Genomic DNA, 25,247 nt, shown 5'->3' with positions numbered 1-25,247 from the left:
TGTATATTAGGAAATGACGATAAAAATACTTGACAAATTACGATTACAAATGTAAACTAATAAAGAGTTGGATTACAAATGTAAATGATAAGGGAGTGTTAAACAATGGAACAGCAAAATATTAGCCAAGCAGAATGGCAAGTGATGCGCGTGCTATGGGCCTATCCACACAGTCGCAGTACAGAGATTATAGCGCGGTTGGAAGCCGATTTTTCCTGGAAACCGGCAACCATCAAGACTCTTTTGAATCGTCTGAAGACCAAAGAATTTATCGCTATGGAAAAAATCGAGGGCAAGTTTTACTACGATGCTCGGATTTTAGAAGCGGACCATCTGGAAAGTACATGGCAGGCGCTTTTTGACAATATCTGTAATACTAAACATGGAGACCTTTTGATTTCGATGATTGAGAGAAGTCAGTTCAGTCAAGGGGACTTGGAGCGGCTCAGTCAGGTCATTGATAAGAAAAGAGCCTCGGCTCCTTTGGAAGTCAAATGCGACTGCCCACAAGGCCAATGTCGTTGCGGTCACGGAAAGGAGACGCATTGATGAGTGAGAAGAAAGAATACAAGCTCTCAGGCATGACCTGCGCTGCCTGTGCTATGACGGTAGAGATGGCGGTCAAGGACTTGGAAACGGTCGAAGATGTCAGTGTCAATCTGGCGACAGAACGTCTCAGTTTGCTGCCTAAGGCAGGATTTGACAGCCAGCAAGTGCTGGATGCTGTAGCCGAGGCTGGTTATCATGCAGAAGAAAAAGGAAAAGACAAACCGTCTGATGTAAGCAAAGAAGCTGTGATTAAAGCTCAGAAATTGCAAAAAAAGAAACAAGAGTTACTGATTCTTTTGATTACGGCTCTGCCTTTACTTTATATCTCTATGGGAAGTATGGTCGGTCTTCCTCTGCCCAGCTTCTTGGACCATATGGCGCACCCTTTGGTCTTCGTTCTGTCACAACTACTTTTGACTCTGCCTGCTGTGTGGATTGGTCGTGGTTTCTATCAGAGGGGATTTCGCAATCTTATCAAGAGGCATCCTAATATGGATAGTTTGATTGCGGTGGGAACCAGCGCAGCATTTTTCTACAGTCTATACTCTGTCAGTCAGGTTTTTCTAGGTCATCATCCCTTTGTTCATCAGCTTTACTTTGAGTCTGTTGCAGTGATTATTACCTTGGTTCTTCTGGGTAAATATCTGGAAAGTTCTGCCAAGGGTCGAACGTCTCAGGCGATTCAGTCTCTACTTGAGCTAGTACCTAGTCAGGCGACAGTGATTCGTTATGGTGAGGCTGTGACCATTGATACAGAGGATATCCGAGTTGGAGACATTATCCGTATTAAGCCTGGAGAGCGTATGCCGGTAGATGGCCTTGTGACGGAGGGGCAGACCTTTGTGGATGAGTCCATGATGACTGGTGAAAGTGTCCCGATTGAAAAGAAGGTCGGCGATACCATTACCAGTGCAACAATCAATCAAAATGGTAGTATTGACTACCAAGCAACTAGGGTGGGTTCGGATACGACCTTAGCTCAGATTGTTAGATTAGTGGAGGAAGCGCAAGGGTCTAAGGCTCCGATAGCGGCTTTGGCCGATAAGATTTCGCTCTATTTTGTCCCAATCGTGCTGAGCTTGGCTACTTTGTCCGCGCTTGGCTGGTATTTTCTGGCTGGTGAGAGTCTTAGCTTTTCTCTGTCAATCTTTATCGCAGTTCTGGTCATTGCCTGCCCTTGTGCGCTGGGGTTAGCTACTCCGACAGCCATCATGGTCGGGACTGGTAAAGGAGCTGAAAATGGGATTCTGATTAAGTCTGGGCAAGCTTTGGAAGCAGCTTATCAGCTGGATACTATTGTTCTTGATAAGACTGGGACGATTACGGTTGGTAAGCCCAGTCTGACGGATTTGTTACCTTTGAGTGATTTTAATCGCTCTGACTTATTGCAGCTAATAGCCAGTGCTGAGCAGCATTCTGAGCATCCTTTGGCTCAGGCTATCTTAGAAGCAGCTGAAGAGGAGGGGCTTGACTTACTGCCTGTCAGTCATTTTGAGGCTATGGTTGGACGAGGTTTGTCAGCTCAGGTTGAGGGCAAACAGCTTCTAGTGGGAAATGAGTCATTGATGAAAGACAAGAACATTGACAGCAGTGTCTTTCAAGAACAGTTGTTGGAGCTTTCCCAAGAAGGGAAGACAGCCATGTTTGTCGCAGTAGATGGACAGCTAGCTGGTATTTTAGCGGTAGCAGATGAGATGAAGTCTAGCAGCCTGAAGGCAGTGCAGGAGCTCCAGTCTATGGGGCTGGAAGTCATCATGCTGACAGGAGATCGTGAAGAAACAGCGACAGCTATTGCCCAGAAAGCTGGAATCCAAAAAGTCATCGCAGGTGTATTGCCAGATGGGAAGGCCGCTGCTATCAAGAACTTACAGGAAGCTGGGAAAAAACTGGCTATGGTAGGAGACGGTATCAATGATGCGCCGGCTCTGGTCCAGGCAGATGTTGGAATTGCCATCGGCTCTGGCGCCGATGTGGCTATTGAGTCAGCAGATGTAGTGCTCATGCATAGTGATTTGCGGGATGTAGTCAAGGCTATCAAGCTCAGCCAGGCGACCATTCGTAATATCAAGGAAAATCTCTTCTGGGCTTTTGCCTACAATACACTAGGTATTCCGATTGCTATGGGGCTATTGCATCTTTTCGGCGGTCCCTTGCTCAATCCTATGTTGGCTGGTCTGGCCATGAGCTTAAGCTCAGTGTCGGTTGTCGTCAATGCTCTGCGTCTAGGACGCTTTAAAATAAAGAAATATACGGAGGAATGAATCTATGAAACAAATAGTCCAATTAGAAAACTTATCTTGTCAAAACTGTGTCAAACACGTCACCCAGCACTTCCTATCTATGGAGGAAGTGTCAGATGTGGCGGTAGACCTAGAAAAGCAGGCAGCCCACGTCACGACTGATAAGCCTTATGGTGCATCAGATTATGAAGCAGCTCTGGCAAAAACAATCTACAGGGTTCTGGATGTGGCAGAAGCTGAATGAATAAAGTCAGTAGTTTTGCGCCTGCCCAGTTGCTAGACTTCTTCTTGTAAAAAGCGATAAAATAATCTATAATGTTACTAATCACATGTTTTATCTTACCGTGAGAAAGAGGAGAAAAATGAAGAAAAAAGCTTTACCTTTTTTACTAGCAGGAGCTGCTTTATTAGCTATGACAGCTTGTTCAAAGGGCAGCGCTACGAATCAATCAGAGACGCCTACTAGCAGTACTGGCTCAGTAACAAGTTCTGTGGAGCAGGCATCCAGTCAATCAACTGCAACAGCATCTTCAGCGGCTAGTAGCACTAGCTCAGAGAGTGCGAGCACAGAAAAAACTAAGGAAAAGAAAGAAGCGATGGACATTTCCGCACTTGCAAATGGTAATTATGCCAGCGTTAAAGGAACCTGGCAGGATGCTTCTGGCAACCAGCTTGTTTTTGAGGAAAAGGGCTTGGTTTCAAGTGGTTATGAATTGTATGGAGCTTCTCTGACAGACTATGGGACTGCTGCTGGCGGTGTCTACGGGGGAGAAAGTGGAGGTTTTCTGATTGAGTTTCTTCCCAAGGGAGTTAAGGTCGCAGACAAGGAAAACTTTACAGATAGTTCAGATGTTGGTCAAGATAGAATCTGGACAGGTGTTGGCCTGAATAGCTTTGACGAACAAGGCAGCTTCTATTATCGAGTAGATTAAACGAAGCTTGGTGCTTAATTTTATAGCTTATATGTTGACGAGAGCAGAAGACTATCTGCTCTCTTTTCTTTGGGAGAGTAAGAAATTTTACAGACAAAAAAAGCCTACCTAAACAAGGCGGGCTTCATAATTTTGAGTTGAACTAGGGCTCGCTGTGCGAACTAACAAATTGAGCCATAGGTGTTGAAACGATTGATAGAAATAATTGTGCAAAATCTTCTGAGGGCATAGGTTCTTCTTTGATAATCCATATTTCAATAAGCGAATTAATCCATTTTACGATAATTTCTGTTCCCATCTCTTGAGGAATTCCCATTTTTTTTGCATCGATATCTAGATTGTCTTTTACCCATTGTGTAAAGAAACTAGAAATATACTCTCTCCAGAAAGGATCAATAGCAGTTGTATAAAGAACTTTCATCCAATGTCTATGTTCGTAGATGGCAGGAATCATATGTTGAGCAAAGAAGATTAAAGGATTTTCTTTACTTCCTTCAGCATAGCTCTCATACAGAGGGATAAATGGAGCCATGATACTTTGACGGATGTACTCAATAATTTCTTCAACGTTACTAAAGTGTTTTTTATAAATTGCTTGTCTAGATAATCCAGCTTGCTTAGCGATTTCAGAAAAAGTAAAGTAAGATTTTTCTGGATTTTGTTCTGCCAGCTCAATTAAGGCATTAACGACTTTGTTTTTAGTATCTTGTGGCATATTTACCTTCTTTCATTAATAATCTACCTTTTTAAGTTAACTGATTGTCAATTAAATGATAGCATTTTCTTGACTATTTGTCTATTTATTTCTTAAAATTTTTGAAAAATTTAAAAAACAGTCTCAAATATAGAAACTGCTCCCTTTACTTCTTTTTACTTCTTTGTCTTTCTGCGAGATGGCTTTTTGATAATAATTTTATTTGAAGACTTAGTTTGACTGTTAGGAATAGTGAAACTAGTAAGCGGTGAAGAAACTAGGTTAAGGAAAATATTTGAGAATTTTTCTAAAGATAGTGGATAAGTCTGAGTAATCCAGTTTTCGATAAGTAAGTTAAAACATTTGGCAAGAAGAGTGTTACTTATCTCGCTAGGCATATCTAGCTTTGTGTCATCAAGTTTGATATTTTGAGAAATCCAATCAGTGAAATAAGAGATAATAAAATCACTCCAAAAGGGGTCTACTGAAGTAGTATAGAGTGTTCTAATCCAATCTCTATTTCTGTATATTATGGGGAGAATGGTTTCTGAAAAAGAGAGAAAGGGATTTGAAGAAGTAAATTTGTACTGGCTACAAGCTTGATTAAATTCATCATTCAACTTTTCATGTATGTAATCAATAATTTCGTTGACATTATTAAAATGCCGTTTATAGATTGCCTGTCTTGATAAATCAGCAGTTTTTGCTATATCTGTAAAGGTGAAACGAACTTTGGTCGGATTTTGTTCAGCTAATGTAAAAAAAGCATCTAATATCCTTTTTCTGGTGTGAAGCGTCATAAATTTGCCCTCCTATTCCATTCTACTGTTTAAAAATGAAATAATCTAGGAAATACCTCTTATTTTTTAGAAAAAAAGTTTACAAAGTGTAAAAATATCCATTATTTTGGATATTTAAAACTAACTAGTAATATTTTTCTAAAAACAAGCATATTGATTGACACCGTGTAAATTCCTTTGTTATACTGGTAATTGTTGTCATATTTTTATGAGCAGCTAGTTGTATATAGGGAGAGATTTATATGGAGAAAAAGAGAAAAAGTACTTGTTTATTGCTGATTTTAAGTTTGGTGTTATTATTTACTAGTTTTGATAGTCCTAGAGTTTTGGCAGCTGATGATTTAATCTTTAGTTGTCATATTATAACAAAAGAAGAAAGCCGAGATAATCAAGAAGTGATGTTGTCGTCTTTTTGCTCAGCTAATTCTAAGATTGATAGAGAGCTTCTAGATAAGCAGCTCTCTCTGTTGAGTAGCTATAAAGATTCTCAAGTGACTAAGGACAAGCATAATGATCAGGTGATGAACACCCCAAAAGTTGAAGCTTTATCTATATTAGCTAATCAATCGCAATTGCCTTCAACAAGTAGTGTAGAAAATATTTTCTACTTCTTGTTTGGAGCCAGTTTGATAGGGGTGCTAATTCTATTCTTTAAAAAGAAGCCTTGAGTAAGATTTTTTATCATAGAATCAAAGAAACAGCCTTTTTAGGTTGTTTTTTAAAATTATGCAAACGTTTTACTAAAAGTGCTTGAAAAAGTCAAAAAAAAACGATATAATGGACAATGTGAAAGCGCTTTGCAAACGAGAGCGTGAAAGAAAATATTTTTATTCAAAAGAAGGGGCTTATTATGGTCGAATTAAATCTGAAAAATATCTATAAAAAATATCCCAACAGCGACCACTACTCAGTGGAAGATTTCAATCTTGATATCAAGGACAAGGAATTTATCGTTTTTGTCGGTCCGTCTGGTTGCGGGAAATCAACTACGCTGCGTATGATTGCAGGTCTTGAAGACATCACTGAAGGAACTGCCTCTATTGACGGTACAGTGGTTAATGATGTGGCACCCAAAGACCGTGATATCGCTATGGTCTTCCAGAACTATGCCCTTTATCCGCATATGACTGTCTACGACAATATGGCTTTTGGTCTCAAGCTGCGCAAGTACAGCAAGGAAGATATTGACAAACGGGTCAACGAAGCAGCAGAAATCCTAGGCTTGAAGGAATTCTTGCAACGTAAGCCAGCCGACTTGTCTGGCGGTCAGCGTCAGCGGGTAGCTATGGGACGCGCTATCGTTCGTGATGCAAAGGTTTTCCTTATGGATGAACCTTTGTCTAACTTGGATGCTAAGCTGCGTGTTTCTATGCGGGCGGAGATTGCCAAGATTCACCGCCGTATCGGTGCAACAACTATTTATGTTACCCATGACCAGACTGAAGCTATGACCTTGGCGGATCGTATCGTTATCATGTCAGCGACCAAGAATCCTGCTGGAACTGGAACGATTGGTCGAGTGGAGCAGATTGGTACGCCGCAGGAAGTCTATAACAACCCAGTTAATAAGTTCGTTGCTGGCTTCATCGGCAGCCCAGCTATGAACTTCATCCCAGTTAAGCTTGAAGGGAATGAGATTGTCGCAGAAGGACTGCGCTTGACTGTGCCAGAAGGAGCTCTTAAGGTTCTGCGGGAGAAAGGATACGAGGGCAAGGAGCTAATCTTCGGTATTCGTCCGGAAGATATCAATGCGGAAGCTGCTTTCTTGGAAACTTTCCCGAATTCAGTTGTGCATGCCAAGATTTCTGTTTCAGAATTACTGGGAGCAGAGTCTCATCTCTACTGCCAAGTGGGTTCTAGTGAGTTTGTAGCGCGTGTGGATTCACGCGATTACCTAGAAACTGGTGCAGGTATTGACCTAGGCTTCGACCTCAATAAAGCGCACTTCTTTGATCCAGAGACAGAGAAGACAGTCTATTAATCAGTTGATAAACAAAGAACGCAGACAGGACAGTCTGCGTTTTTAAAATGGCTGTTATAACATCATTTTTTACTGAAAGGAGCTTAGATTTTTTCTTCTTTTAGTTTTCCGATAAGAATCTCAGCTGAAATGGTGGCATGTGTAAGCTGCTCCCAATTGATTAGATTTTTTTCAACATGAAAGAGTAAAGGAGTCATCTGCAGCAGGGCAGTTTTCTCCTCAGAATGCAGAGTATGGGTTGATTCTACGGTCTTTCTAGATAGGATGACAAAGTGTTTCTGGAAATGCTGGATGATATGTTGATTAGAATAATCTTTCTTGTCCAGATATTGAGCAACTTTTTGACGAATTTCTTTCAGATGATTTTCTGTTGGGATGACTTTGATGATGAGTCCCTCTTTTTTCAATACTCGCTGAAATTCATGATAGTTGGCGGGTGAGAAGATGTCCAGTAAGACATCCATGCTTTGATCCTGAACGGGCAAGTGTGCCAAATCACCAACAAACCATTTTACAGCAAGACTCTGATCACTTTTGGCAGCTAACTGGATAGAATCTTTGGATAAATCAAAAGCGTAAATTTCTTTGTTGGGGAATTTTTCCTGAATTTTTCGAGCATAGTAGCCCTCTCCGCAAGCGACGTCCAGAATGGTCTGTTCTTCAGGCAGAGTCTGCAGCAGATCCTGCAACTCATCTAGGATATGCTGATAAAAGCCGGCTTCCAAGATGACTTGCCTATTTTGAAAGCTTGTTTTGTCATAGTCTTTAGCTTGTCTAGCTTGAGGAGCTAGATTGACATAACCGAATTTGGATATATCGTAGGAATGGCGATTGGCGCACTTGAGGCTGTTTTCTTCCATAGCCAAACTTTGCTGGCAGAGTGGACAGGACAGAGCCGGAGCTTGGGCAAAACGGGCGAGTTTTGGTTTCATAGTCGCTCTCTTTCTATTGTTTTTATATAGCTGAATGACTTCTTTTTGGTAAGACATAGAAAAATCCGATTCAGGTAATCGGATTTTTTATCTTTAGTAGGTCAGGACAAAGTATTTCTTTTTACCGCGGCGGATAACTGTCAGCTCGTCTTCCAGTTTATCTGAGTCGCTGAGGACATAGTCTAAATCTTGGATGCGCTCACCATTGAGGTAGATAGCGCCGTTTTGGACGTCTTCGCGGGCTTGACGTTTTGAGTTTACCACGCCGGCTGTCACAAGCAGTTCTACAATATTGAGGTTGTCTTCTACCTGGACCTGATAGTTAGGCACGCCGCGCAGACCTTGTTTGAGTTCCTTGACAGATAGGTTTTTAATATTTCCAGCAAAGAGCTGCTCAGTGATGTTGAGGGCTTCCTGGTAAGCTTCTTGACCGTGAACCAGACTGACCACTTCGCGAGCTAGGACTTTCTGAGCCAAGCGTTCGTGTGGTGCTGCTTCAAACTGCTGACGAATTTCTTCAATCTCATCCAAGGACAGGAAGGTGAAGATTTTCAGGAAGCGGATAGCATCTGCGTCCATGACATTCATCCAGAATTGATACATTTCGTAAGGAGAAGTCTTGTCAGGATTGAGCCAGACAGCATTACCTTCTGACTTACCAAATTTTTTGCCAGTAGCATCGGTAATGAGCGGAACGGTCATCACATGGCCAGTCTTGTCAGCCTTGCGGCGCAGGAGTTCTGTACCTGCTGTCATATTGCCCCACTGGTCAGAACCACCGATTTGCAGGGTTACACCATGATTTTGATTGAGGATATAGAAGTCATATCCTTGCATGATCTGGTAGGCGAATTCTGTATAGGAAATCCCTGTCTCAATCCGGCTCTTGACAGAATCTTTACTCATCATGTAGTTGACAGTGAAGTATTTGCCGACATCGCGCAGGAAGTCGATAAAGCTGATGCTGCTGAACCAGTCATAGTTGTTGACCATTTCGGCCTTATTATCACCCTTTTCAAAGTCCAGAAAGCGAGAAAGCTGATCTTGGATAGATTTCACCCAGCCTTCCACAGTTTCCTTGGTTTGTAGGCTGCGTTCTGCATCCTTAAAGGATGGATCACCAATCAATCCAGTTGCTCCTCCGACCAGAGCGTAGGGTTTGTGTCCGGCTAGTTGCAAGCGACGGCTGGTCAGAATGGCTACCAAGTGGCCAAGGTGCAGGCTGTCAGCGGTCGGATCGTATCCACTATAATAAGAGACTTGTCCTTCTTCTAAGGCCTTGCGTAAAGCTGCTTCATCAGTGGTTTGGAATACCAAGCCACGTTCTTTTAGCTCATCAAAAATGTGCATCATGTCTCTCCTATTCTAAAAGCCAATAAATTGGCTTATCTATATTTTAAATTTATGTTACTCTATTGTATCATAAAGCTTTTAAATAGCAATGTTTCCTTGAAATAAATCATAGATATTTGGTATAATGGGAAGATAACAAGGAGAATCAAGCTTGGAACAATTAATAGAAAAATTAAAAGAGTTCTGGGGAAAAGCCCAGCAGTTTATCAAAAAAATACATCTTCCAGAATGGAGCAAGAAGATCGTTAGTGGCAACAATGGCTGGTCTATCGGTGATGTTTTTGCTGTTTTCTTACGGACTTTTAAACTTCTGATGAATATGGCTTTTGTGTTTATCTTCTTCGGTGGCGTAATCGGTGCTGGGATTGGGGTAGGCTATGCAGCTAGTCTTTTCAGTAAGGTTGAAGTGCCCAAGCAAGAAGAGCTGGTCAAGCAGGTGAATAATATCTCTGGTATTTCTAAGCTTACCTATGCTGATGGCAGCTTGATTGCAGAAGTGGACAATGATTTGCTCCGCATCCCGGTTAAGAGTGACGCCATCTCTGAAAATGTAAAAAAAGCCGTTATCGCTACAGAGGATGAGAATTTTGAAACGCATAACGGAGTGGTGCCTAAGGCTGTGCTTCGGGCTACACTCGGCTCTGTTGTCGGAGTTGGCTCGTCCAGCGGGGGTTCAACTATTACTCAGCAGTTGATTAAGCAGCAGGTGGTGGGTGATGCACCGACCTTCAAGCGGAAAGCAGCGGAGATTGTTGATGCGCTGGCTTTGGAGCGTTACATGTCCAAGGATGATATTTTGACGACCTACTTGAACGTTTCGCCTTTCGGGCGCAATAATAAGGGGCAGAATATCGCTGGTGTGGAAGAAGCTGCTCAAGGAATTTTTGGTGTCTCTGCTAAGGATTTGACAGTGCCCCAGTCTGCTTTTATTGCCGGCTTGCCACAGAGTCCAATTGTTTATTCGCCTTATGCAGCCGATGGCAGTCTCAAGAGTGCAGGGGATATGGCTCTGGGCTTGGAACGTGCCAAGGATGTGCTCTATAATATGTATCGGACGGGCCATCTAAGCGAAAAAGAGTACAAGGAGTACAAGGACTACGACTTGACCAAGGATTTCAAGCCTTCTGAAAGCTCGGAAAAATCTTCGCATGGCTACCTTTATTACACAGCGATTGAAGAAGCTCAGCAGACCATGTACGAGTACTTGATTCAGCGGGATAATGTTTCTCAACAAGAATTGAAGAATAATGCTACAGTTAAATCTTATAAGGAGTTAGCAGATAAGGAATTACGTGAAGGTGGCTACACAGTTACCACTACTATCAATAAAAAAATCCATACCGCTATGCAAAATGCAGTAGCCAACTATGGTGGCGTCTTGGATGACGGGACTGGTGCAGTTGAAGTGGGAAATGTCCTCTTGGATAATAAAACAGGTGCTGTGATTGGCTTTGTAGGAGGCAGAGACTATGCTTCCAATCAGAACAATCATGCCTTTGATACGGAACGCTCACCGGGTTCGACTATTAAGCCGATTCTGGCTTATGGGATTGCTATTGACCAAGGTCTGATGGGCAGCGCCAGCGTTCTTTCCAATTATCCAACTAACTTTTCAAGCGGCGATCCAATCATGCACGTAGACAGCCGTGGTACAGCCATGATGGACCTGCAAGAAGCGCTTAATACTTCTTGGAATATCCCGGCTTATTGGACTTACCGCGGATTACGCGAAAAAGGTGTCAATGTCCGTGGCTATATGGAAAAAATGGGCTATTACATCGATGACTACAGCATTGAGAGTCTCCCAATGGGCGGGGGAATAGAAGTATCTGTAGCTCAGCATACCAATGGTTTCCAAACCTTAGCTAATAATGGAACCTACCAGAAAAAATACATGGTTGAAAAAATCACAGACAGAGACGGCAAGGTGATTTACCAGCATAAGACGAATCCTGTTCAGGTATACAGCCCGGCAGCAGCTACGATTATGCAGGAGCTCATGCGGGGGGTTATCAATTCTGGAGCGACTACGACCTATAAATCCAGAATCAGTCAGGTCAACGGAACCTTGGCTGGAGCCGACTGGATTGGTAAGACTGGGACGACTAATAGTAATGGTGATATGTGGCTGATGCTTTCTACTCCAAAGTTGACTTTGGGAGGCTGGATTGGTCATGATGATAATAGTTCTATGGCGGCGTTGACTGGTTATAACAATAACGCCTCCTACATGGCTTATATGGTAGATGCCATCTATCAGGCAGATCCAAATGCCTGGGGTGTTGGTGATAAGTTCACTCTTGATCCGAGTGTGATTAAGTCTGATGTACTCAAGTCTACAGGAGAAAAGCCAGGTACAGTAACGGTAAACGGCCGCTCTGTTAATCTCAGTGGTCCTACAGTGCCTAGCTATTGGGCTAAAAACGGTGCTCCAACCACGACCTACCGTTTTGGTATCGGGGCATCAGATTCGGATTATCAAAAAGCTTGGTCAGCTATTCTGGGCGGTTCTAATTCTGGCTCAAATTCTAGAATTAATCGATGAGGAACTAGCTCATCCGGAACAGTTTTTAACTTTTCAGAAAGCGGATGAGATCCTTGCAATTTCTAGCTAAATAAGGTATAATGATAACAATAATTTGTCGTGTGCTTTATTTGAAATATTGTCCAAATAGAAGCTTACAGCAGTTAAATCAAACTTGAATAAGTCAGATTTAGCTGCTCTTTTTGTGCCTATTTTTAGGAAAAACGAATTATGTAATCATAATTTAATTTTTCTGAAAATTAAACAAAAGGGACTGATTGTGGCTGTTTTGCAGCATTGTAAATGACAGGGGATTTTCCTCTGAAAACATTTCACAGAACTCGCTCTAAAAAGCGTGAGGTAAAGATACGCTTCTTCTCGCTTTATCAAGGGCTTAGTATCTTATCATAAAGGAGTAAAAACTTGGCAGGACATGAAGTTCGATACGGTAAACACCGTACCCGTCGTAGTTTTTCAAGAATTAAGGAAGTTCTTGATTTACCAAATTTGATTGAAATCCAAACGGATTCGTTCCAAGATTTCTTGGATCATGGTCTGAAGGAAGTCTTTGAAGATGTACTTCCTATTTCAAACTTTACCGACACCATGGAATTGGAATTTGTCGGCTATGAAATCCGTGAGCCTAAATATACGCTGGAAGAAGCACGTATCCACGATGCCAGCTATTCAGCGCCAATCTTTGTGACTTTCCGTCTGATTAACAAGGAAACTGGTGAAATCAAGACTCAGGAAGTCTTCTTTGGTGATTTCCCAATCATGACTGAAATGGGAACCTTCATTATCAATGGTGGTGAGCGGATTATCGTATCCCAGTTGGTGCGTTCTCCAGGGGTTTACTTTAACGATAAAGTTGACAAAAATGGAAAAGTTGGCTACGGTTCAACGGTTATTCCTAACCGCGGAGCTTGGTTAGAGTTGGAAACAGACTCAAAAGACATTGCCTACACTCGTATTGACCGGACACGGAAGATTCCATTTACCACTTTGGTGCGTGCGCTTGGTTTCTCAGGTGATGATGAGATCTTGGACATCTTTGGTGACAGCGACTTGGTGCGCAATACCATTGAAAAAGATATCCACAAGAACCCAATGGACTCTCGTACAGATGAAGCCCTGAAAGAAATCTATGAGCGTCTTCGTCCAGGCGAGCCTAAGACGGCTGAAAGTTCTCGTTCCCTTCTTGAAGCGCGTTTCTTTGATCCGCATCGTTATGACTTGGCAGCAGTTGGTCGCTACAAGATTAATAAGAAACTCAATGTCAAGACACGCTTGCTGAACCAAACCATTGCTGAGCCATTGGTAGATGCTGAAACAGGGGAAATCTTGGTTGAAGCTGGTACAGTTATGACTCGCAGTGTCATTGACAGCATTGCAGAGCAGTTGGACAATGGTTTGAACAAAATCACTTATATTCCAAACGACTCAGCTGTTTTGACAGATCCTGTAGAATTGCAGAAGTTCAAGGTTGTGGCACCGACTGATCCAGACCGCGTTGTGACCATCATTGGTAACGCAAATCCTTCTGACAAGGTACGGATTGTAACACCAGCTGACATCTTGGCTGAGATGAGCTACTTCCTCAACTTGGCTGAAGGTATTGGTCGTGTAGATGATATTGACCACTTGGGGAACCGTCGTATTCGTGCGGTTGGCGAGCTTTTGGCCAACCAAGTCCGTTTGGGACTTTCTCGGATGGAGCGTAATGTTCGTGAACGGATGTCTGTTCAGGACAATGAAGTACTAACTCCACAGCAAATCATCAACATCCGTCCAGTGACTGCAGCTATTAAAGAATTCTTTGGTTCTTCACAATTGTCACAGTTCATGGATCAACACAATCCGCTGTCTGAGCTTTCTCACAAGCGCCGTCTTTCTGCCTTAGGACCTGGTGGTTTGACACGTGACCGTGCTGGTTATGAAGTGCGGGATGTGCACTATACTCACTATGGCCGTATGTGTCCAATCGAAACGCCTGAAGGACCAAACATCGGTTTGATCAATAACTTGTCTTCTTATGGACACCTTAACAAATATGGCTTTATCCAAACGCCTTACCGTAAGGTAGACCGTGAAGCTTGCGTAGTAACCAACGAAATCGTTTGGCTGACAGCTGATGAGGAAGATGAATTTATCGTAGCGCAGGCTAACTCTAAGCTGAATGAAAAAGGTGGCTTTGCTGAGCCTATCGTTATGGGACGCCACCAAGGTAATAACCAAGAATTCCCATCAGACCAAGTAGACTACATGGATGTATCGCCTAAGCAGGTAGTTGCCGTAGCGACAGCATGTATTCCTTTCTTGGAAAATGACGACTCCAACCGTGCCCTCATGGGTGCCAACATGCAGCGTCAGGCTGTGCCTTTGATCGATCCAAAAGCACCTTACGTTGGTACTGGTATGGAATACCAAGCTGCCCACGACTCTGGTGCAGCAGTTATTGCCCAGCATGATGGTAAGGTTACCTATGCGGATGCCGACAAGGTTGAGGTCCGCCGTGAAGATGGTTCTCTTGATGTTTACCAAATTCAAAAATTCCGCCGTTCTAACTCGGGAACTGCTTACAACCAACGTACCTTGGTGAAAGTTGGCGATGTTGTCGAAAAAGGCGACTTTATCGCTGACGGACCTTCTATGGAAAATGGAGAAATGGCCCTGGGACAAAACCCAATCGTTGCCTACATGACATGGGAAGGTTACAACTTCGAGGATGCGGTTATCATGAGTGAGCGTCTGGTGAAAGACGATGTCTACACCTCAGTTCACTTGGAAGAATACGAATCAGAAACTCGCGACACCAAGCTTGGCCCTGAAGAAATTACCCGCGAAATCCCAAACGTAGGGGAAGATGCCCTGCGCAACTTGGACGAAATGGGTATTATCCGCATCGGGGCGGAAGTCAAAGAAGGCGATATTCTTGTAGGTAAAGTGACCCCTAAGGGTGAAAAAGACCTTTCTGCTGAGGAACGTCTCTTGCACGCTATCTTCGGAGACAAGTCTCGTGAAGTTCGTGATACCTCTCTGCGTGTGCCACACGGTGCTGATGGAGTGGTTCGTGACGTGAAGATCTTTACCCGTGCTAATGGTGATGAACTGCAATCTGGAGTTAATATGCTGGTTCGCGTCTACATCGCTCAAAAACGTAAGATCAAGGTCGGAGATAAGATGGCCGGTCGTCACGGAAACAAGGGGGTTGTATCCCGTATCGTTCCTGTGGAAGACATGCCTTACTTGCCAGATGGAACACCAGTTGATATCATGCTGAACCCACTCGGGGTACCATCTCGTATGAACATTGGTCAGGTTATGGAGCTTCACCTTGGTATGGCAGCACGTAACTTGGGCATCCATATTGCAACTCCAGTCTTTGATGGAGCAAGCTCAGAAGATCTCTGGGATACAGTGCGCGAAGCTGGTATGGACAGTGATGCTAAAACCATTCTCTATGATGGACGTACCGGTGAGCCGTTTGACAACCGTGTATCTGTCGGTGTCATGTACATGATCAAGCTCCACCACATGGTAGATGACAAACTCCATGCCCGCTCAGTAGGACCTTACTCAATGGTTACCCAACAGCCGCTCGGAGGTAAAGCTCAGTTTGGTGGACAACGTTTTGGTGAGATGGAAGTTTGGGCCTTGGAAGCTTACGGTGCTTCTAACGTTCTGCAAGAAATCCTGACTTACAAGTCAGATGATGTCAATGGACGTTTGAAGGCTTATGAAGCTATTACCAAAGGAAAACCAATTCCAAAACCAGGTGTGCCAGAATCCTTCCGCGTTCTTGTCAAAGAATTGCAGTCTCTTGGTCTGGATATGCGCGTTCTCGATGAAGATGACAATGAAGTAGAACTGCGTGACCTAGACGAAGGTGAAGATGATGATGTGATTCACGTTGACGATCTTGAAAAAGCGCGTGAAAAAGCAGCTCAAGAAGCGAAAGCAGCTTTTGAAGCTGAAGGAAAAGAATAAGAATACACACTGATTAGAAAATGAAGAAAGGTAAGAAATAGTGGTTGATGTAAATCGTTTTAAAAGTATGCAAATCACCCTAGCTTCTCCTAACAAGGTCCGTTCATGGTCTTATGGGGAAGTGAAGAAACCTGAAACAATCAATTACCGAACCCTGAAACCAGAACGCGAAGGCCTTTTTGACGAAGTGATCTTCGGTCCAACCAAGGACTGGGAATGTGCCTGTGGTAAGTACAAACGGATTCGTTACAAAGGAATCGTCTGTGACCGCTGTGGTGTTGAAGTAACCCGCGCCAAGGTTCGCCGTGAGCGTATGGGCCACATTGAATTGAAGGCACCTGTTTCACATATTTGGTACTTTAAAGGAATTCCAAGCCGCATGGGTCTCACTTTGGATATGAGCCCACGTGCCCTGGAAGAAGTCATTTATTTTGCGGCTTATGTGGTGATTGATCCTAAGGATACACCGCTAGAGCACAAGTCAATCATGACGGAGCGTGAGTACCGTGAGCGTTTACGCGAGTACGGTGCAGGCTCATTTGTAGCCAAAATGGGAGCCGAAGCTATTCAAGACCTCTTGAAACAAGTGGACTTGGAAGCTGAGATTGCTGTCCTCAAAGAAGAATTGAAAACTGCTTCAGGTCAAAAACGGATCAAGGCTGTCCGTCGTTTGGATGTTTTGGATGCCTTCTACAAGTCTGGCAATAAGCCAGAATGGATGGTTCTTAATATCCTGCCGGTTATTCCGCCAGATTTGCGCCCGATGGTTCAGCTGGATGGTGGTCGTTTTGCGGCATCTGACCTCAATGATCTCTATCGCCGTGTTATCAACCGGAACAACCGTTTGGCTCGTTTGCTGGAACTCAACGCCCCTGGTATCATCGTTCAAAATGAGAAGCGGATGCTTCAAGAAGCGGTTGACGCTTTGATTGATAATGGTCGCCGTGGCCGTCCAATCACAGGACCAGGCAGCCGACCGCTCAAGTCTCTGAGCCACATGCTCAAAGGGAAGCAAGGGCGTTTCCGCCAAAACTTGCTAGGTAAACGGGTTGACTTCTCAGGTCGTTCCGTTATCGCCGTTGGTCCTACATTGAAAATGTATCAATGTGGTGTGCCGCGTGAAATGGCGATTGAGCTTTTCAAGCCGTTTGTCATGCGGGAAATCGTTGCTCGCGATATCGTGCAGAACGTTAAAGCTGCCAAACGCTTGGTAGAGCGTGGAGATGAGCGCATCTGGGATATTCTGGAAGAAGTGATCAAGGAACACCCAGTGCTTCTCAACCGCGCACCGACCCTTCACCGTTTGGGAATTCAGGCCTTCGAGCCAGTGCTGATTGACGGTAAAGCTTTGCGTTTGCATCCGCTGGTCTGTGAAGCTTACAATGCCGACTTTGACGGTGACCAAATGGCCATCCACGTACCATTGTCAGAGGAAGCGCAAGCTGAAGCTCGTATTCTTATGTTGGCTGCTGAGCATATCTTGAATCCGAAAGATGGTAAACCAGTCGTAACACCGTCTCAGGATATGGTCTTGGGGAACTACTATCTGACTATGGAAGAGGCTGGCCGCGAAGGCGAAGGCATGATTTTCAAGGATATGGATGAGGCGGTCATGGCTCTCCGCAACGGCTATGTTCACTTGCATACTCGTGTTGGTATTGCAACGGACAGTCTTAATAAGCCTTGGACAGAAGACCAGAAGCATAAGATTTTAATCACAACTGTTGGTAAAATTCTCTTTAACGCAATCATGCCAGAGGAATTGCCTTATCTGCAAGAGCCAACTAATGCTAACTTGACAGAAGGTGTGCCAGCTAAGTACTTCTTGGAGTCAGGACAAGACATCAAGGAAGTCATTGAACAGCTTGAGATCAATGTTCCGTTTAAGAAGAAAAATCTGGGGAACATTATCGCGGAAATCTTTAAACGCTTCCGTACAACAGAAACATCTGCTCTTCTTGACCGCTTGAAGAACTTGGGTTACCACCATTCTACTCTGGCTGGTTTGACAGTGGGTATTGCTGATATTCCAGTTGTTGAAGACAAGGCTGAGATTATTGAAGAATCACACAAACGTGTAGAACAAATCACTAAACAATTCCGTCGTGGTATGATCACAGACGACGAGCGCTACAATGCTGTAACTGCTGAATGGCGTGCTGCCCGTGAAAAACTTGAAAAACGTTTGGTTGCCAATCAAGATCCGAAGAACCCTATCGTTATGATGATGGACTCTGGAGCCCGGGGTAACATCTCTAACTTCTCCCAGTTGGCTGGTATGCGTGGTTTGATGGCTGCGCCAAACGGACGTATCATGGAATTGCCAATCTTGTCTAACTTCCGTGAAGGTCTGTCTGTTCTGGAAATGTTCTTCTCAACCCATGGTGCTCGTAAGGGTATGACAGATACGGCCCTTAAGACTGCCGACTCAGGTTACCTGACTCGTCGTCTGGTTGACGTTGCCCAAGATGTGATTATCCGTGAAGATGACTGTGGTACAGATCGTGGACTTCTTGTCACTTCTATCACAGAAGGCAAGGAAATGATCGAGTCTCTGGAAGAGCGTCTCAATGGTCGTTACACTAAGAAAACAGTTAAACATCCAGAAACTGGTGCTGTCATTATTGGTCCAAATGAATTGATCACAGAAGATAAGGCACGTGAAATCGTTAATGCTGGTGTTGATGAAGTGACAATCCGCTCTGTCTTTACATGTAACACCCGCCACGGTGTCTGCCGTCATTGTTACGGTATCAACTTGGCAACGGGTGATGCGGTTGAAGTCGGTGAAGCAGTCGGAACCATCGCTGCTCAATCTATCGGGGAGCCTGGTACACAGCTGACCATGCGTACCTTCCACACGGGTGGTGTTGCCTCTAATACCGATATCACGCAAGGTCTCCCTCGTGTCCAAGAAATCTTTGAAGCCCGCAATCCGAAAGGGGAAGCGGTCATCACTGAAGTCAAGGGTGAAGTTACTGCTATCGAAGAAGATGCATCTACTCGTACCAAGAAGGTCTTTGTTAAAGGCCAAACTGGCGAAGGTGAGTATGTGGTACCATTTACAGCCCGCATGAAGGTTGAAGTGGGTGACCAAGTTTCTCGTGGTGCTGCCTTGACTGAAGGTTCTATCCAGCCTAAGCACTTGCTGGCTGTCCGCGATGTCTTGTCTGTTGAAACTTACCTGCTTGCTGAAGTACAAAAAGTTTACCGCAGCCAAGGGGTAGAAATTGGTGACAAACACATCGAAGTAATGGTTCGTCAGATGATTCGCAAGGTGCGCGTCATGGATCCAGGAGATACAGATCTCCTCATGGGAACTCTCATGGATATTACAGACTTTACAGATGCTAACCGTGATGTGGTTATCTCAGGTGGTGTACCTGCGACAGCTCGTCCAGTCCTCATGGGAATCACCAAAGCTTCCCTTGAAACTAACAGCTTCTTGTCTGCAGCTTCCTTCCAGGAAACAACTCGTGTCCTGACAGATGCTGCTATCCGTGGTAAGAAAGACCATCTGCTCGGACTCAAGGAAAATGTTATCATCGGTAAGATTATCCCAGCTGGTACTGGTATGGCCCGCTACCGCAACTTGGAGCCTCAGGCTGTCAATGAAGTTGAAATTATCGACGAAGCTCCTTATATAGAGGAAAATGTAGATATTACATCTACTAATATGAACTAATAAAAAAGTCCTATCTCCAGGTGAAGATAGGACTTTTTTTATGAAGTGCATTTTGACTTCGTAAAAACTTAAAGAATAGAGTTGAATCAATTAACCTTAATATAGCCTATAATATGAAAGATGCTGATAAATCTGTCTTATGTGTAAATGGACCAACACTATTTGTTCACATGGTTAAGAATACTATACGTGATGTTAATCTTCATATTATGAAGAGCGATGTGCTTGTCTCCGTTCCAATAAAGTTCTTGTTTTCTGATTTTGAGCAAAATAGTTTTGTTCGTCAAAGAATTCATATATAATATACGGTACAAAGAGAGGACGAGTATGTATTGTGTAATTGAGATGTACGGGGACTATGAACCGTGGTGGTTCCTGGATGGCTGGGAAGAGGATATCGTTGCAAAAAAGCAGTTCGATGATTATTATGAAGCCCTTAAGTATTATAAAAACCGCTGGCTGCAAATGGCAGACCAGTCACCTTTGTATAAGAGCCGCAGTGATTTAATGACAATTTTTTGGGATCCGGAGGATCAGCGCTGGTGCGAGGAGTGCGATGAGAATGTTCAGCAGTATCATTCGCTGTTTTTGCTGGAGAATGAGTGCAAGATTCCTAAGAGCAAGTATCGGCCAGGCTATACTAAGCAGAACGGCCTTGAAAAGCACCGAGCTTGCTCAGTCAAACTAAAATCCGCTAAGCCTCTTTAAATCGATAGAATATATTTTGCAAATCTGATAATAGAGCAGCAGAAGAGACCTAACTTGTTAGAAGTTAAGTTTCTTCCGCTGTTTTTTCTTTTTCTGGATTTTTTGCGAATAGTAAGGTGAGGAGGATGTATGGTTCAAGAAATTGCAAAAGAAATGATTAGGCAGGCTCGGCAAGAAGGGGCGCAGGATATTTACCTCATTCCTAAGACTACTTGCTATGAGCTTTATATGAGAATCGGTGATGAACGTCGCTTTATAAAAACTTATGATTTCGAGCTTCTGTCAGCTGTTATCAGCCACTTTAAGTTTGTCGCAGGTATGAATGTTGGAGAGAAGCGCCGCAGTCAGCTTGGGTCTTGCGATTATGACTGCGAGGAAGCCAAGGTTTCAATCCGGCTGTCGTCAGTTGGGGATTACCGTGGTTTTGAAAGTCTGGTCATCCGACTCCTTCATGACGAAGACAGGGAGCTGCGCTTTTGGTTTGAGCAATTGCCGGAGCTGCGAAAGAAAATTCAGGCTCGCGGTCTCTATCTTTTCTCGGGTCCGGTCGGTAGCGGCAAGACAACCTTAATGTACCATTTGGCTCAGCTCAAATTTTCTGGTCAGCAGGTTATGTCGATTGAAGATCCGGTTGAGATTAAGCAAGAGGCTATGCTGCAGCTGCAGCTGAACGAAACCATTGGCATGACTTATGACAGTCTGATTAAGCTGTCTCTGCGACATCGTCCGGATCTCTTGATTATCGGGGAAATCCGTGATCGAGAGACAGCTAGGGCAGTGGTTCGGGCAAGTTTGACCGGAGCTACGGTCTTTTCAACGATTCATGCCAAGAGTGTTCGCGGTGTCTATGAGCGACTTTTGGAATTGGGCGTTAGCGAGGATGAGCTAAGAATGGTGCTGCAAGGTGTTTGTTATCAGCGTTTAATTGGGGGAGGAGGTGTCGTTGATTTTGTCAGTCAAAACTATCAAGAGCACGAAGCCGCAGTCTGGAATCAGCAGATTGATCAGCTTTTTGCAGAAGGACATATCAGTGCTGAGCAAAGGCAGACCGAAAAAATTGTCTACGCCTAAGCAGAAAAAGATTATTGAGCTCTTTCATAATCTCTTTAGCAGCGGTTTTCACTTAGCAGAGATTGTAGACTTTCTGAGGCGAAGTGCCTTGCTGGAGGAAGTATATGTCACTGAAATGCGGGCAGGCTTGTCAGCTGGTCAGTCCTTTTCAGAGATTGTCAGTCGACTGGGATTTTCCGACAGTGTTGTAACCCAGCTGTCCTTATCTGAGCTGCATGGCAATCTGACACTTAGTCTGGGCAAAATTGAGGCCTATCTGGAAAATCTGTCCAAGGTTAAGAAAAAATTGATAGAGGTAGGGACCTATCCTCTCATGCTGCTGGGCTTTTTGGTCCTTATCATGCTGGGATTGCGCAACTATCTTCTGCCTCAATTAGACAGCCAGAATCTAGCTACTCAGCTGATTAATCACCTGCCTCAGATCTTTTTGTGGAGCAGCCTTGCTTGGGCCGCCTTGATTTCAGTGGCTCTCTTTTATTATCGAAAGTCATCCAAGATTCGTTTTTTCAGCAAACTAGCAGCTCTGCCCTTTATTGGGCGTTTGGTGCAGGCTTACTTGACTGCTTATTATGCTCGTGAATGGGGAAATATGATTGGTCAGGGCCTGGAATTGAGTCAGATTTTTGCGATTATGCAGGAGCAGCCTTCCCAGCTCTTTCAGGAAATCGGAGAAGATATGGCGGTTGCTTTGCAGGGCGGTCAGGGCTATGCAGAAAAGGTGGCAAGCTATTCTTTCTTTAAGAAAGAATTGTCCTTGATGATTGAGTATGGTGAGGTCAAGTCCAAGCTAGGCAGTGAGCTGGAAGTCTATGCTGAAAAGACTTGGGAGGAATTTTTCCTACGTATCAACCGAGCCATGAATTTAATTCAGCCCCTAGTATTTATTTTTGTTGCCTTAGTGATTGTTTTACTTTATGCGGCAATGCTCTTGCCCATTTATCAGAATATGGAGGTTCATTTGTAATGAAAAAACTTAATACCTTAAAAGTTCAAGCATTTACCCTTGTGGAAATGCTGATTGTCTTGCTGGTTATCAGCGTTCTCTTGCTGCTCTTTGTGCCTAATCTGACCAAGCAAAAAGATGCTGTTTCAGATACAGGAACTGCAGCGGTGGTCAAGGTAGTAGAAAGCCAGGCAGAGCTGTATGAACTGAAGAATACCAATGAAAAGGCTAGCCTGAGCAAGCTAGTCAGCGCAGGAAATATCAGCCAGAAACAGGCAGATTCTTATAAGGCTTACTATGGAAAACACAGTGGCGAAACTCAAGCGGTTGCCAATTAAGGCTTTTACGCTGCTGGAAAGTCTCCTCGTTCTTTTTGTTGTGAGTTTTCTCTTACTGGGCTTGTCTGGCTCGGTCAGGGCTGGTTTCAATCAGGTTCAAGAGCAACTCTTCTTTTTAGAGTTTGAGAGGCTCTACCAGGAGACGCAGAGGTTGAGCTTAGCCGGTCATGAGAAGCTTTCTCTGAAGATTTCGGGACGGCAGATTTCTAATGGCTATCAAGAACTGGATTTTCCGCAAACTTTGCAGGAACATGAGCAGCAGGTCATTCTGTTTGACCGGGCTGGCGGGAATTCATCACTCAGCAAAATTACTTTTCAGACGGAGGACAGGACAGTTGTTTACCAGCTTTATATGGGTAATGGAAAGTTTAAAAAGACGACAGCTTCAGGCTAGCATTCTGCTGGAAGCTCTGGTGGCCATGGCAGTTTTTGCGGCTATTGCTAGTCTGCTTCTGGGACAGATTAGCCGGTCTCGTAAGGAGCAGCAGATCCTTCTGCAGCAGGAAGAGGTGCTTAGGGTAGCTCGCATGGCTCTGCAGACAGGACAAGAAGAGCTTCATATCAACGGAATTACTGTACGTCAGCTTAAGACAGATAAGCAGCTGCTGGTCTATCACGAAGGGGAGGTAGTTATCCGTGTCCAAAAACCTTAAAGTCAAGGCCTTTACTCTCTTGGAGACCTTAGTAGCCTTGCTGGTTCTCAGTGGTGGAATACTGGTCTTTCAGGCTATGACCCAGCTCTTATCTTCAGAACTGCATCAGCAGGAGAATAATCAGCAGCAAGAGTGGCTTTTGTTTGCCGACCAACTGGAGACGGAGCTTTCGCGAAGTCAATTTGACAAGGTTGAAGACAATAAAATCTACATCAGACAGGATGGTAGGGACTTGGCCTTGGGTAAATCCAAGGGAGATGATTTCCGTAAAACAGATAAGAGTGGTCGCGGCTACCAACCGATGATTTATGGTTTAGAAGTAGCTGACGTCCGTCAGGACGGTAAGCTTGTCCATCTTCATTTTCGCTTTGAAAAAGGCTTAGAGAGGGAGTTCGTCTATCGTGTGGAAGAAGAAAGTTGAGGCTGGGATTTTACTGTATGCGCTGCTGATGGCCGCAGTCTTTAGCCTGCTCCTGCAGTTTTATCTCAACCGTCAAGTCAGCAGTCAGCGTTTGCAGCTTTTCAACAGGGAAAGGACGGAAGCCTATGCAATGGCAGTTCTGACAAAAGCTACAGCCAAGGATGATAGCGGTGAGATGGAGTTTGAGCAAGGCAAGGCGGCCTACCGTAAGGAAGGGCAGGAACTGGAAATCAGCAGTCGGCTCAGCAGCGGTCATCCCTATTCTTTTACTTTTGTCATTTCTAAGAAGGATGAGGATAAAGCTAAGGAAGACAAGAAAGCAATTGACAAAAAGGAGAGAGCGGTTTCGGACAAAGCTGGTAAGTCGGACTAATATAACTGTAAAATCTTTGTAATTTTATATATCTTGGAAAAGGGCCTTATTTTTGGTATGATAGGATGAACGGAGGATTCCATGAATTTTGAAAAGATAGAACAAGCTTATACTCTGATTCTCGAAAACGTCCAGAATATCCAAAACACTCTGGCGACCAATTTTTACGATGCTCTGATTGAGCAGAATGGCATTTACCTAGATGGAGATACTGATTTACAAGAGGTTCTGACCAACGATGAAAAAATCCGCGCTCTGCATTTGACCAAGGAAGAGTGGCGGAGAGCCTATCAGTTTATCCTAATGAAGGCTGCCCAGACGGAGCCCATGCAGGTCAACCATCAATTCACACCTGACACAATCGGTTTTCTGATTACTTTCTTATTGGACCAGCTAGCTCACGGAGAGGAAGCTGATGTATTAGAAATCGGCAGTGGGACTGGAAATTTGGCGGAGACTGTTCTCAATCATACCCAAAAGAAGATTGACTACTTAGGTCTGGAGCTAGATGATTTATTAATTGACCTTTCTGCCAGCATTGCAGAGGTTATGAACTCTAAGGCTCACTTTGCTCAGGGTGATGCGGTTCGGCCTCAGGTTCTGAAAGAGAGTGATATCATTATCAGTGATTTACCGGTCGGTTATTATCCAGACGACAGTATCGCCTCTCGCTATGAAGTGGCTAGTTCGGATGAGCACACTTATGCCCATCATCTTCTAATGGAGCAGTCGCTCAAATATCTAAAGCCAGGTGGTTATGCTATATTTATGGCGCCGAATGACCTCTTGACCAGCGCTCAAGCACCGTTGCTGAAAAAATGGCTCCTCGCCAAGGCTCAGTTTATCGCGATGATAACCTTGCCAGAGTCTATTTTCTCAAGCAGCAAGCATGCCAAAACCCTTTTTGTCTTGAGGAAGCAAGAAGCGAATAACATTCAGCCTTTTATCTATCCTCTGCGGGATTTGCAGGATCATGATGAAATGTTTAAATTCCGTCAAAGTTTTCAAAACTGGTACAAAGATAGTGAAATTCAAACAAAATTTTGATATAATGATTTTG

22 protein-coding genes are annotated in these 25,247 nt (G+C 44.0%); 18 read left to right on the top strand and 4 right to left on the bottom strand.

Annotated elements, in window-relative coordinates:
- Nucleotides 1–105 precede the first annotated feature (105 nt).
- The 4 genes from HMPREF9380_RS00625 (at nucleotide 106) to HMPREF9380_RS11865 (ending at nucleotide 3,721) form a co-directional block, all read left to right on the top strand.
- Nucleotides 106–549 carry a CopY/TcrY family copper transport repressor gene (locus HMPREF9380_RS00625; RefSeq protein ID WP_004193780.1) on the top strand — a complete coding sequence of 148 codons (444 nt, stop codon included), beginning with the start codon at nucleotides 106–108 and terminating at the stop codon, nucleotides 547–549.
- Nucleotides 549–2,810: a heavy metal translocating P-type ATPase gene (locus tag HMPREF9380_RS00630; protein ID WP_004193778.1), complete on the top strand. Its 2,262-nt coding sequence runs from the start codon at nucleotides 549–551 to the stop codon at nucleotides 2,808–2,810. The genes HMPREF9380_RS00625 and HMPREF9380_RS00630 overlap by 1 nt, the downstream gene beginning before the upstream one ends.
- A gap of 4 nt (nucleotides 2,811–2,814) precedes the next feature.
- On the top strand, nucleotides 2,815–3,033 hold the full coding sequence (locus HMPREF9380_RS00635; protein ID WP_004193776.1) for a heavy-metal-associated domain-containing protein: 219 nt from the start codon (nucleotides 2,815–2,817) through the stop codon (nucleotides 3,031–3,033).
- A gap of 85 nt (nucleotides 3,034–3,118) precedes the next feature.
- Nucleotides 3,119–3,721 (top strand): DUF6287 domain-containing protein, encoded by a 603-nt coding sequence (locus tag HMPREF9380_RS11865; protein ID WP_004193774.1) that lies wholly within the window; start codon nucleotides 3,119–3,121, stop codon nucleotides 3,719–3,721.
- A 142-nt stretch (nucleotides 3,722–3,863) separates the two neighbouring features.
- On the opposite strand, the gene HMPREF9380_RS00645 is transcribed toward HMPREF9380_RS11865, so the two are convergent.
- Both HMPREF9380_RS00645 and HMPREF9380_RS00650 read right to left on the bottom strand, forming a co-directional pair.
- Nucleotides 3,864–4,436: a TetR/AcrR family transcriptional regulator gene (locus HMPREF9380_RS00645; protein WP_004193772.1), complete on the bottom strand. Its 573-nt coding sequence runs from the start codon at nucleotides 4,434–4,436 to the stop codon at nucleotides 3,864–3,866.
- A gap of 155 nt (nucleotides 4,437–4,591) precedes the next feature.
- Nucleotides 4,592–5,215, bottom strand: a complete 624-nt coding sequence (locus HMPREF9380_RS00650) for a TetR/AcrR family transcriptional regulator (RefSeq protein WP_004193770.1) — start codon at nucleotides 5,213–5,215, stop codon at nucleotides 4,592–4,594.
- Nucleotides 5,216–5,457: 242 nt separating this feature from the next.
- Here HMPREF9380_RS00650 and HMPREF9380_RS00655 point away from each other — a divergent pair, with 242 nt between their 5' ends.
- Both HMPREF9380_RS00655 and HMPREF9380_RS00660 read left to right on the top strand, forming a co-directional pair.
- Nucleotides 5,458–5,883, top strand: a complete 426-nt coding sequence (locus HMPREF9380_RS00655; RefSeq protein WP_004193768.1) for an LPXTG cell wall anchor domain-containing protein — start codon at nucleotides 5,458–5,460, stop codon at nucleotides 5,881–5,883.
- 182 nt (nucleotides 5,884–6,065) lie between these two features.
- On the top strand, nucleotides 6,066–7,196 hold the full coding sequence (locus HMPREF9380_RS00660; protein WP_002896829.1) for an ABC transporter ATP-binding protein: 1,131 nt from the start codon (nucleotides 6,066–6,068) through the stop codon (nucleotides 7,194–7,196).
- A gap of 83 nt (nucleotides 7,197–7,279) precedes the next feature.
- On the opposite strand, the gene HMPREF9380_RS00665 is transcribed toward HMPREF9380_RS00660, so the two are convergent.
- Nucleotides 7,280–8,128: a putative RNA methyltransferase gene (locus HMPREF9380_RS00665; RefSeq protein WP_032907782.1), complete on the bottom strand. Its 849-nt coding sequence runs from the start codon at nucleotides 8,126–8,128 to the stop codon at nucleotides 7,280–7,282.
- 93 nt (nucleotides 8,129–8,221) lie between these two features.
- A complete protein-coding gene (gene tyrS / locus HMPREF9380_RS00670) occupies nucleotides 8,222–9,478 on the bottom strand; it encodes a tyrosine--tRNA ligase (RefSeq protein WP_032907781.1) in 1,257 nt (418 codons plus the stop codon).
- Between the two features lie 154 nt (nucleotides 9,479–9,632).
- On the opposite strand from tyrS, the gene pbp1b reads away from it, so the two are divergent.
- From pbp1b to HMPREF9380_RS00730, 12 genes are all read left to right on the top strand, one after another.
- Nucleotides 9,633–12,026: a penicillin-binding protein PBP1B gene (gene pbp1b, locus HMPREF9380_RS00675; RefSeq protein ID WP_004193759.1), complete on the top strand. Its 2,394-nt coding sequence runs from the start codon at nucleotides 9,633–9,635 to the stop codon at nucleotides 12,024–12,026.
- Nucleotides 12,027–12,428: 402 nt separating this feature from the next.
- Nucleotides 12,429–15,995 carry a DNA-directed RNA polymerase subunit beta gene (gene rpoB, locus HMPREF9380_RS00680; RefSeq protein ID WP_004193755.1) on the top strand — a complete coding sequence of 1,189 codons (3,567 nt, stop codon included), beginning with the start codon at nucleotides 12,429–12,431 and terminating at the stop codon, nucleotides 15,993–15,995.
- Between the two features lie 40 nt (nucleotides 15,996–16,035).
- Nucleotides 16,036–19,680, top strand: a complete 3,645-nt coding sequence (gene rpoC, locus HMPREF9380_RS00685; protein ID WP_004193753.1) for a DNA-directed RNA polymerase subunit beta' — start codon at nucleotides 16,036–16,038, stop codon at nucleotides 19,678–19,680.
- A gap of 327 nt (nucleotides 19,681–20,007) precedes the next feature.
- Entirely contained in the window at nucleotides 20,008–20,388 is a 381-nt protein-coding gene (locus HMPREF9380_RS00690) for a DUF1033 family protein (RefSeq protein WP_002907451.1), read from the top strand.
- Nucleotides 20,389–20,517: 129 nt separating this feature from the next.
- Nucleotides 20,518–21,459, top strand: a complete 942-nt coding sequence (gene comGA, locus HMPREF9380_RS00695; protein WP_004193750.1) for a competence type IV pilus ATPase ComGA — start codon at nucleotides 20,518–20,520, stop codon at nucleotides 21,457–21,459.
- Nucleotides 21,389–22,423, top strand: coding sequence for a competence type IV pilus assembly protein ComGB (gene comGB, locus HMPREF9380_RS00700; RefSeq protein WP_260469347.1), 1,035 nt, complete (start codon nucleotides 21,389–21,391; stop codon nucleotides 22,421–22,423). Before comGA ends, comGB begins: the two co-directional genes overlap by 71 nt.
- The gene (comGC, locus tag HMPREF9380_RS00705) at nucleotides 22,423–22,740 is read left to right on the top strand and encodes a competence type IV pilus major pilin ComGC (protein WP_002896769.1); all 318 of its coding nucleotides are present in this window, start codon (nucleotides 22,423–22,425) and stop codon (nucleotides 22,738–22,740) included. Before comGB ends, comGC begins: the two co-directional genes overlap by 1 nt.
- Nucleotides 22,700–23,134, top strand: a complete 435-nt coding sequence (comGD, locus tag HMPREF9380_RS00710) for a competence type IV pilus minor pilin ComGD (protein ID WP_032907779.1) — start codon at nucleotides 22,700–22,702, stop codon at nucleotides 23,132–23,134. The genes comGC and comGD overlap by 41 nt, the downstream gene beginning before the upstream one ends.
- A complete protein-coding gene (gene comGE / locus HMPREF9380_RS00715; RefSeq protein WP_004193744.1) occupies nucleotides 23,100–23,393 on the top strand; it encodes a competence type IV pilus minor pilin ComGE in 294 nt (97 codons plus the stop codon). The genes comGD and comGE overlap by 35 nt, the downstream gene beginning before the upstream one ends.
- Complete coding sequence (comGF, locus tag HMPREF9380_RS00720; protein ID WP_004193742.1) at nucleotides 23,377–23,814, top strand: competence type IV pilus minor pilin ComGF; 438 nt, start codon at nucleotides 23,377–23,379, stop codon at nucleotides 23,812–23,814. Before comGE ends, comGF begins: the two co-directional genes overlap by 17 nt.
- Nucleotides 23,795–24,187: a competence type IV pilus minor pilin ComGG gene (comGG, locus tag HMPREF9380_RS00725; RefSeq protein ID WP_004193740.1), complete on the top strand. Its 393-nt coding sequence runs from the start codon at nucleotides 23,795–23,797 to the stop codon at nucleotides 24,185–24,187. The genes comGF and comGG overlap by 20 nt, the downstream gene beginning before the upstream one ends.
- A gap of 81 nt (nucleotides 24,188–24,268) precedes the next feature.
- Nucleotides 24,269–25,234 (top strand): class I SAM-dependent methyltransferase, encoded by a 966-nt coding sequence (locus HMPREF9380_RS00730; RefSeq protein WP_004193738.1) that lies wholly within the window; start codon nucleotides 24,269–24,271, stop codon nucleotides 25,232–25,234.
- The last annotated feature ends 13 nt before the right edge of the window (nucleotides 25,235–25,247 follow it).

The sequence above is a fragment of the Streptococcus sanguinis SK49 genome (assembly GCF_000212815.1).
Lineage (GTDB): Bacteria > Bacillota > Bacilli > Lactobacillales > Streptococcaceae > Streptococcus > Streptococcus sanguinis_C.
Note: the sequence above shows the minus strand (reverse complement) of the source record. Positions and strands in the feature narration are given on the sequence as shown.

Coding starts and splice junctions, on each gene's coding strand:
- HMPREF9380_RS00665 (WP_032907782.1), bottom strand. CDS start 8,128: ATGAAACCAAAACTCGCCCGTTTTGCCCAAGCTCCGGCTCTGTCCTGT.
- HMPREF9380_RS00625 (WP_004193780.1), top strand. CDS start 106: ATGGAACAGCAAAATATTAGCCAAGCAGAATGGCAAGTGATGCGCGTG.
- comGE (WP_004193744.1), top strand. CDS start 23,100: ATGGAAAGTTTAAAAAGACGACAGCTTCAGGCTAGCATTCTGCTGGAA.
- comGC (WP_002896769.1), top strand. CDS start 22,423: ATGAAAAAACTTAATACCTTAAAAGTTCAAGCATTTACCCTTGTGGAA.
- HMPREF9380_RS00635 (WP_004193776.1), top strand. CDS start 2,815: ATGAAACAAATAGTCCAATTAGAAAACTTATCTTGTCAAAACTGTGTC.
- comGA (WP_004193750.1), top strand. CDS start 20,518: ATGGTTCAAGAAATTGCAAAAGAAATGATTAGGCAGGCTCGGCAAGAA.
- comGD (WP_032907779.1), top strand. CDS start 22,700: ATGGAAAACACAGTGGCGAAACTCAAGCGGTTGCCAATTAAGGCTTTT.
- HMPREF9380_RS00730 (WP_004193738.1), top strand. CDS start 24,269: ATGAATTTTGAAAAGATAGAACAAGCTTATACTCTGATTCTCGAAAAC.
- HMPREF9380_RS00645 (WP_004193772.1), bottom strand. CDS start 4,436: ATGCCACAAGATACTAAAAACAAAGTCGTTAATGCCTTAATTGAGCTG.
- tyrS (WP_032907781.1), bottom strand. CDS start 9,478: ATGCACATTTTTGATGAGCTAAAAGAACGTGGCTTGGTATTCCAAACC.
- HMPREF9380_RS00630 (WP_004193778.1), top strand. CDS start 549: ATGAGTGAGAAGAAAGAATACAAGCTCTCAGGCATGACCTGCGCTGCC.
- HMPREF9380_RS11865 (WP_004193774.1), top strand. CDS start 3,119: ATGTTTTATCTTACCGTGAGAAAGAGGAGAAAAATGAAGAAAAAAGCT.
- HMPREF9380_RS00660 (WP_002896829.1), top strand. CDS start 6,066: ATGGTCGAATTAAATCTGAAAAATATCTATAAAAAATATCCCAACAGC.
- HMPREF9380_RS00690 (WP_002907451.1), top strand. CDS start 20,008: ATGTATTGTGTAATTGAGATGTACGGGGACTATGAACCGTGGTGGTTC.
- HMPREF9380_RS00650 (WP_004193770.1), bottom strand. CDS start 5,215: ATGACGCTTCACACCAGAAAAAGGATATTAGATGCTTTTTTTACATTA.
- HMPREF9380_RS00655 (WP_004193768.1), top strand. CDS start 5,458: ATGGAGAAAAAGAGAAAAAGTACTTGTTTATTGCTGATTTTAAGTTTG.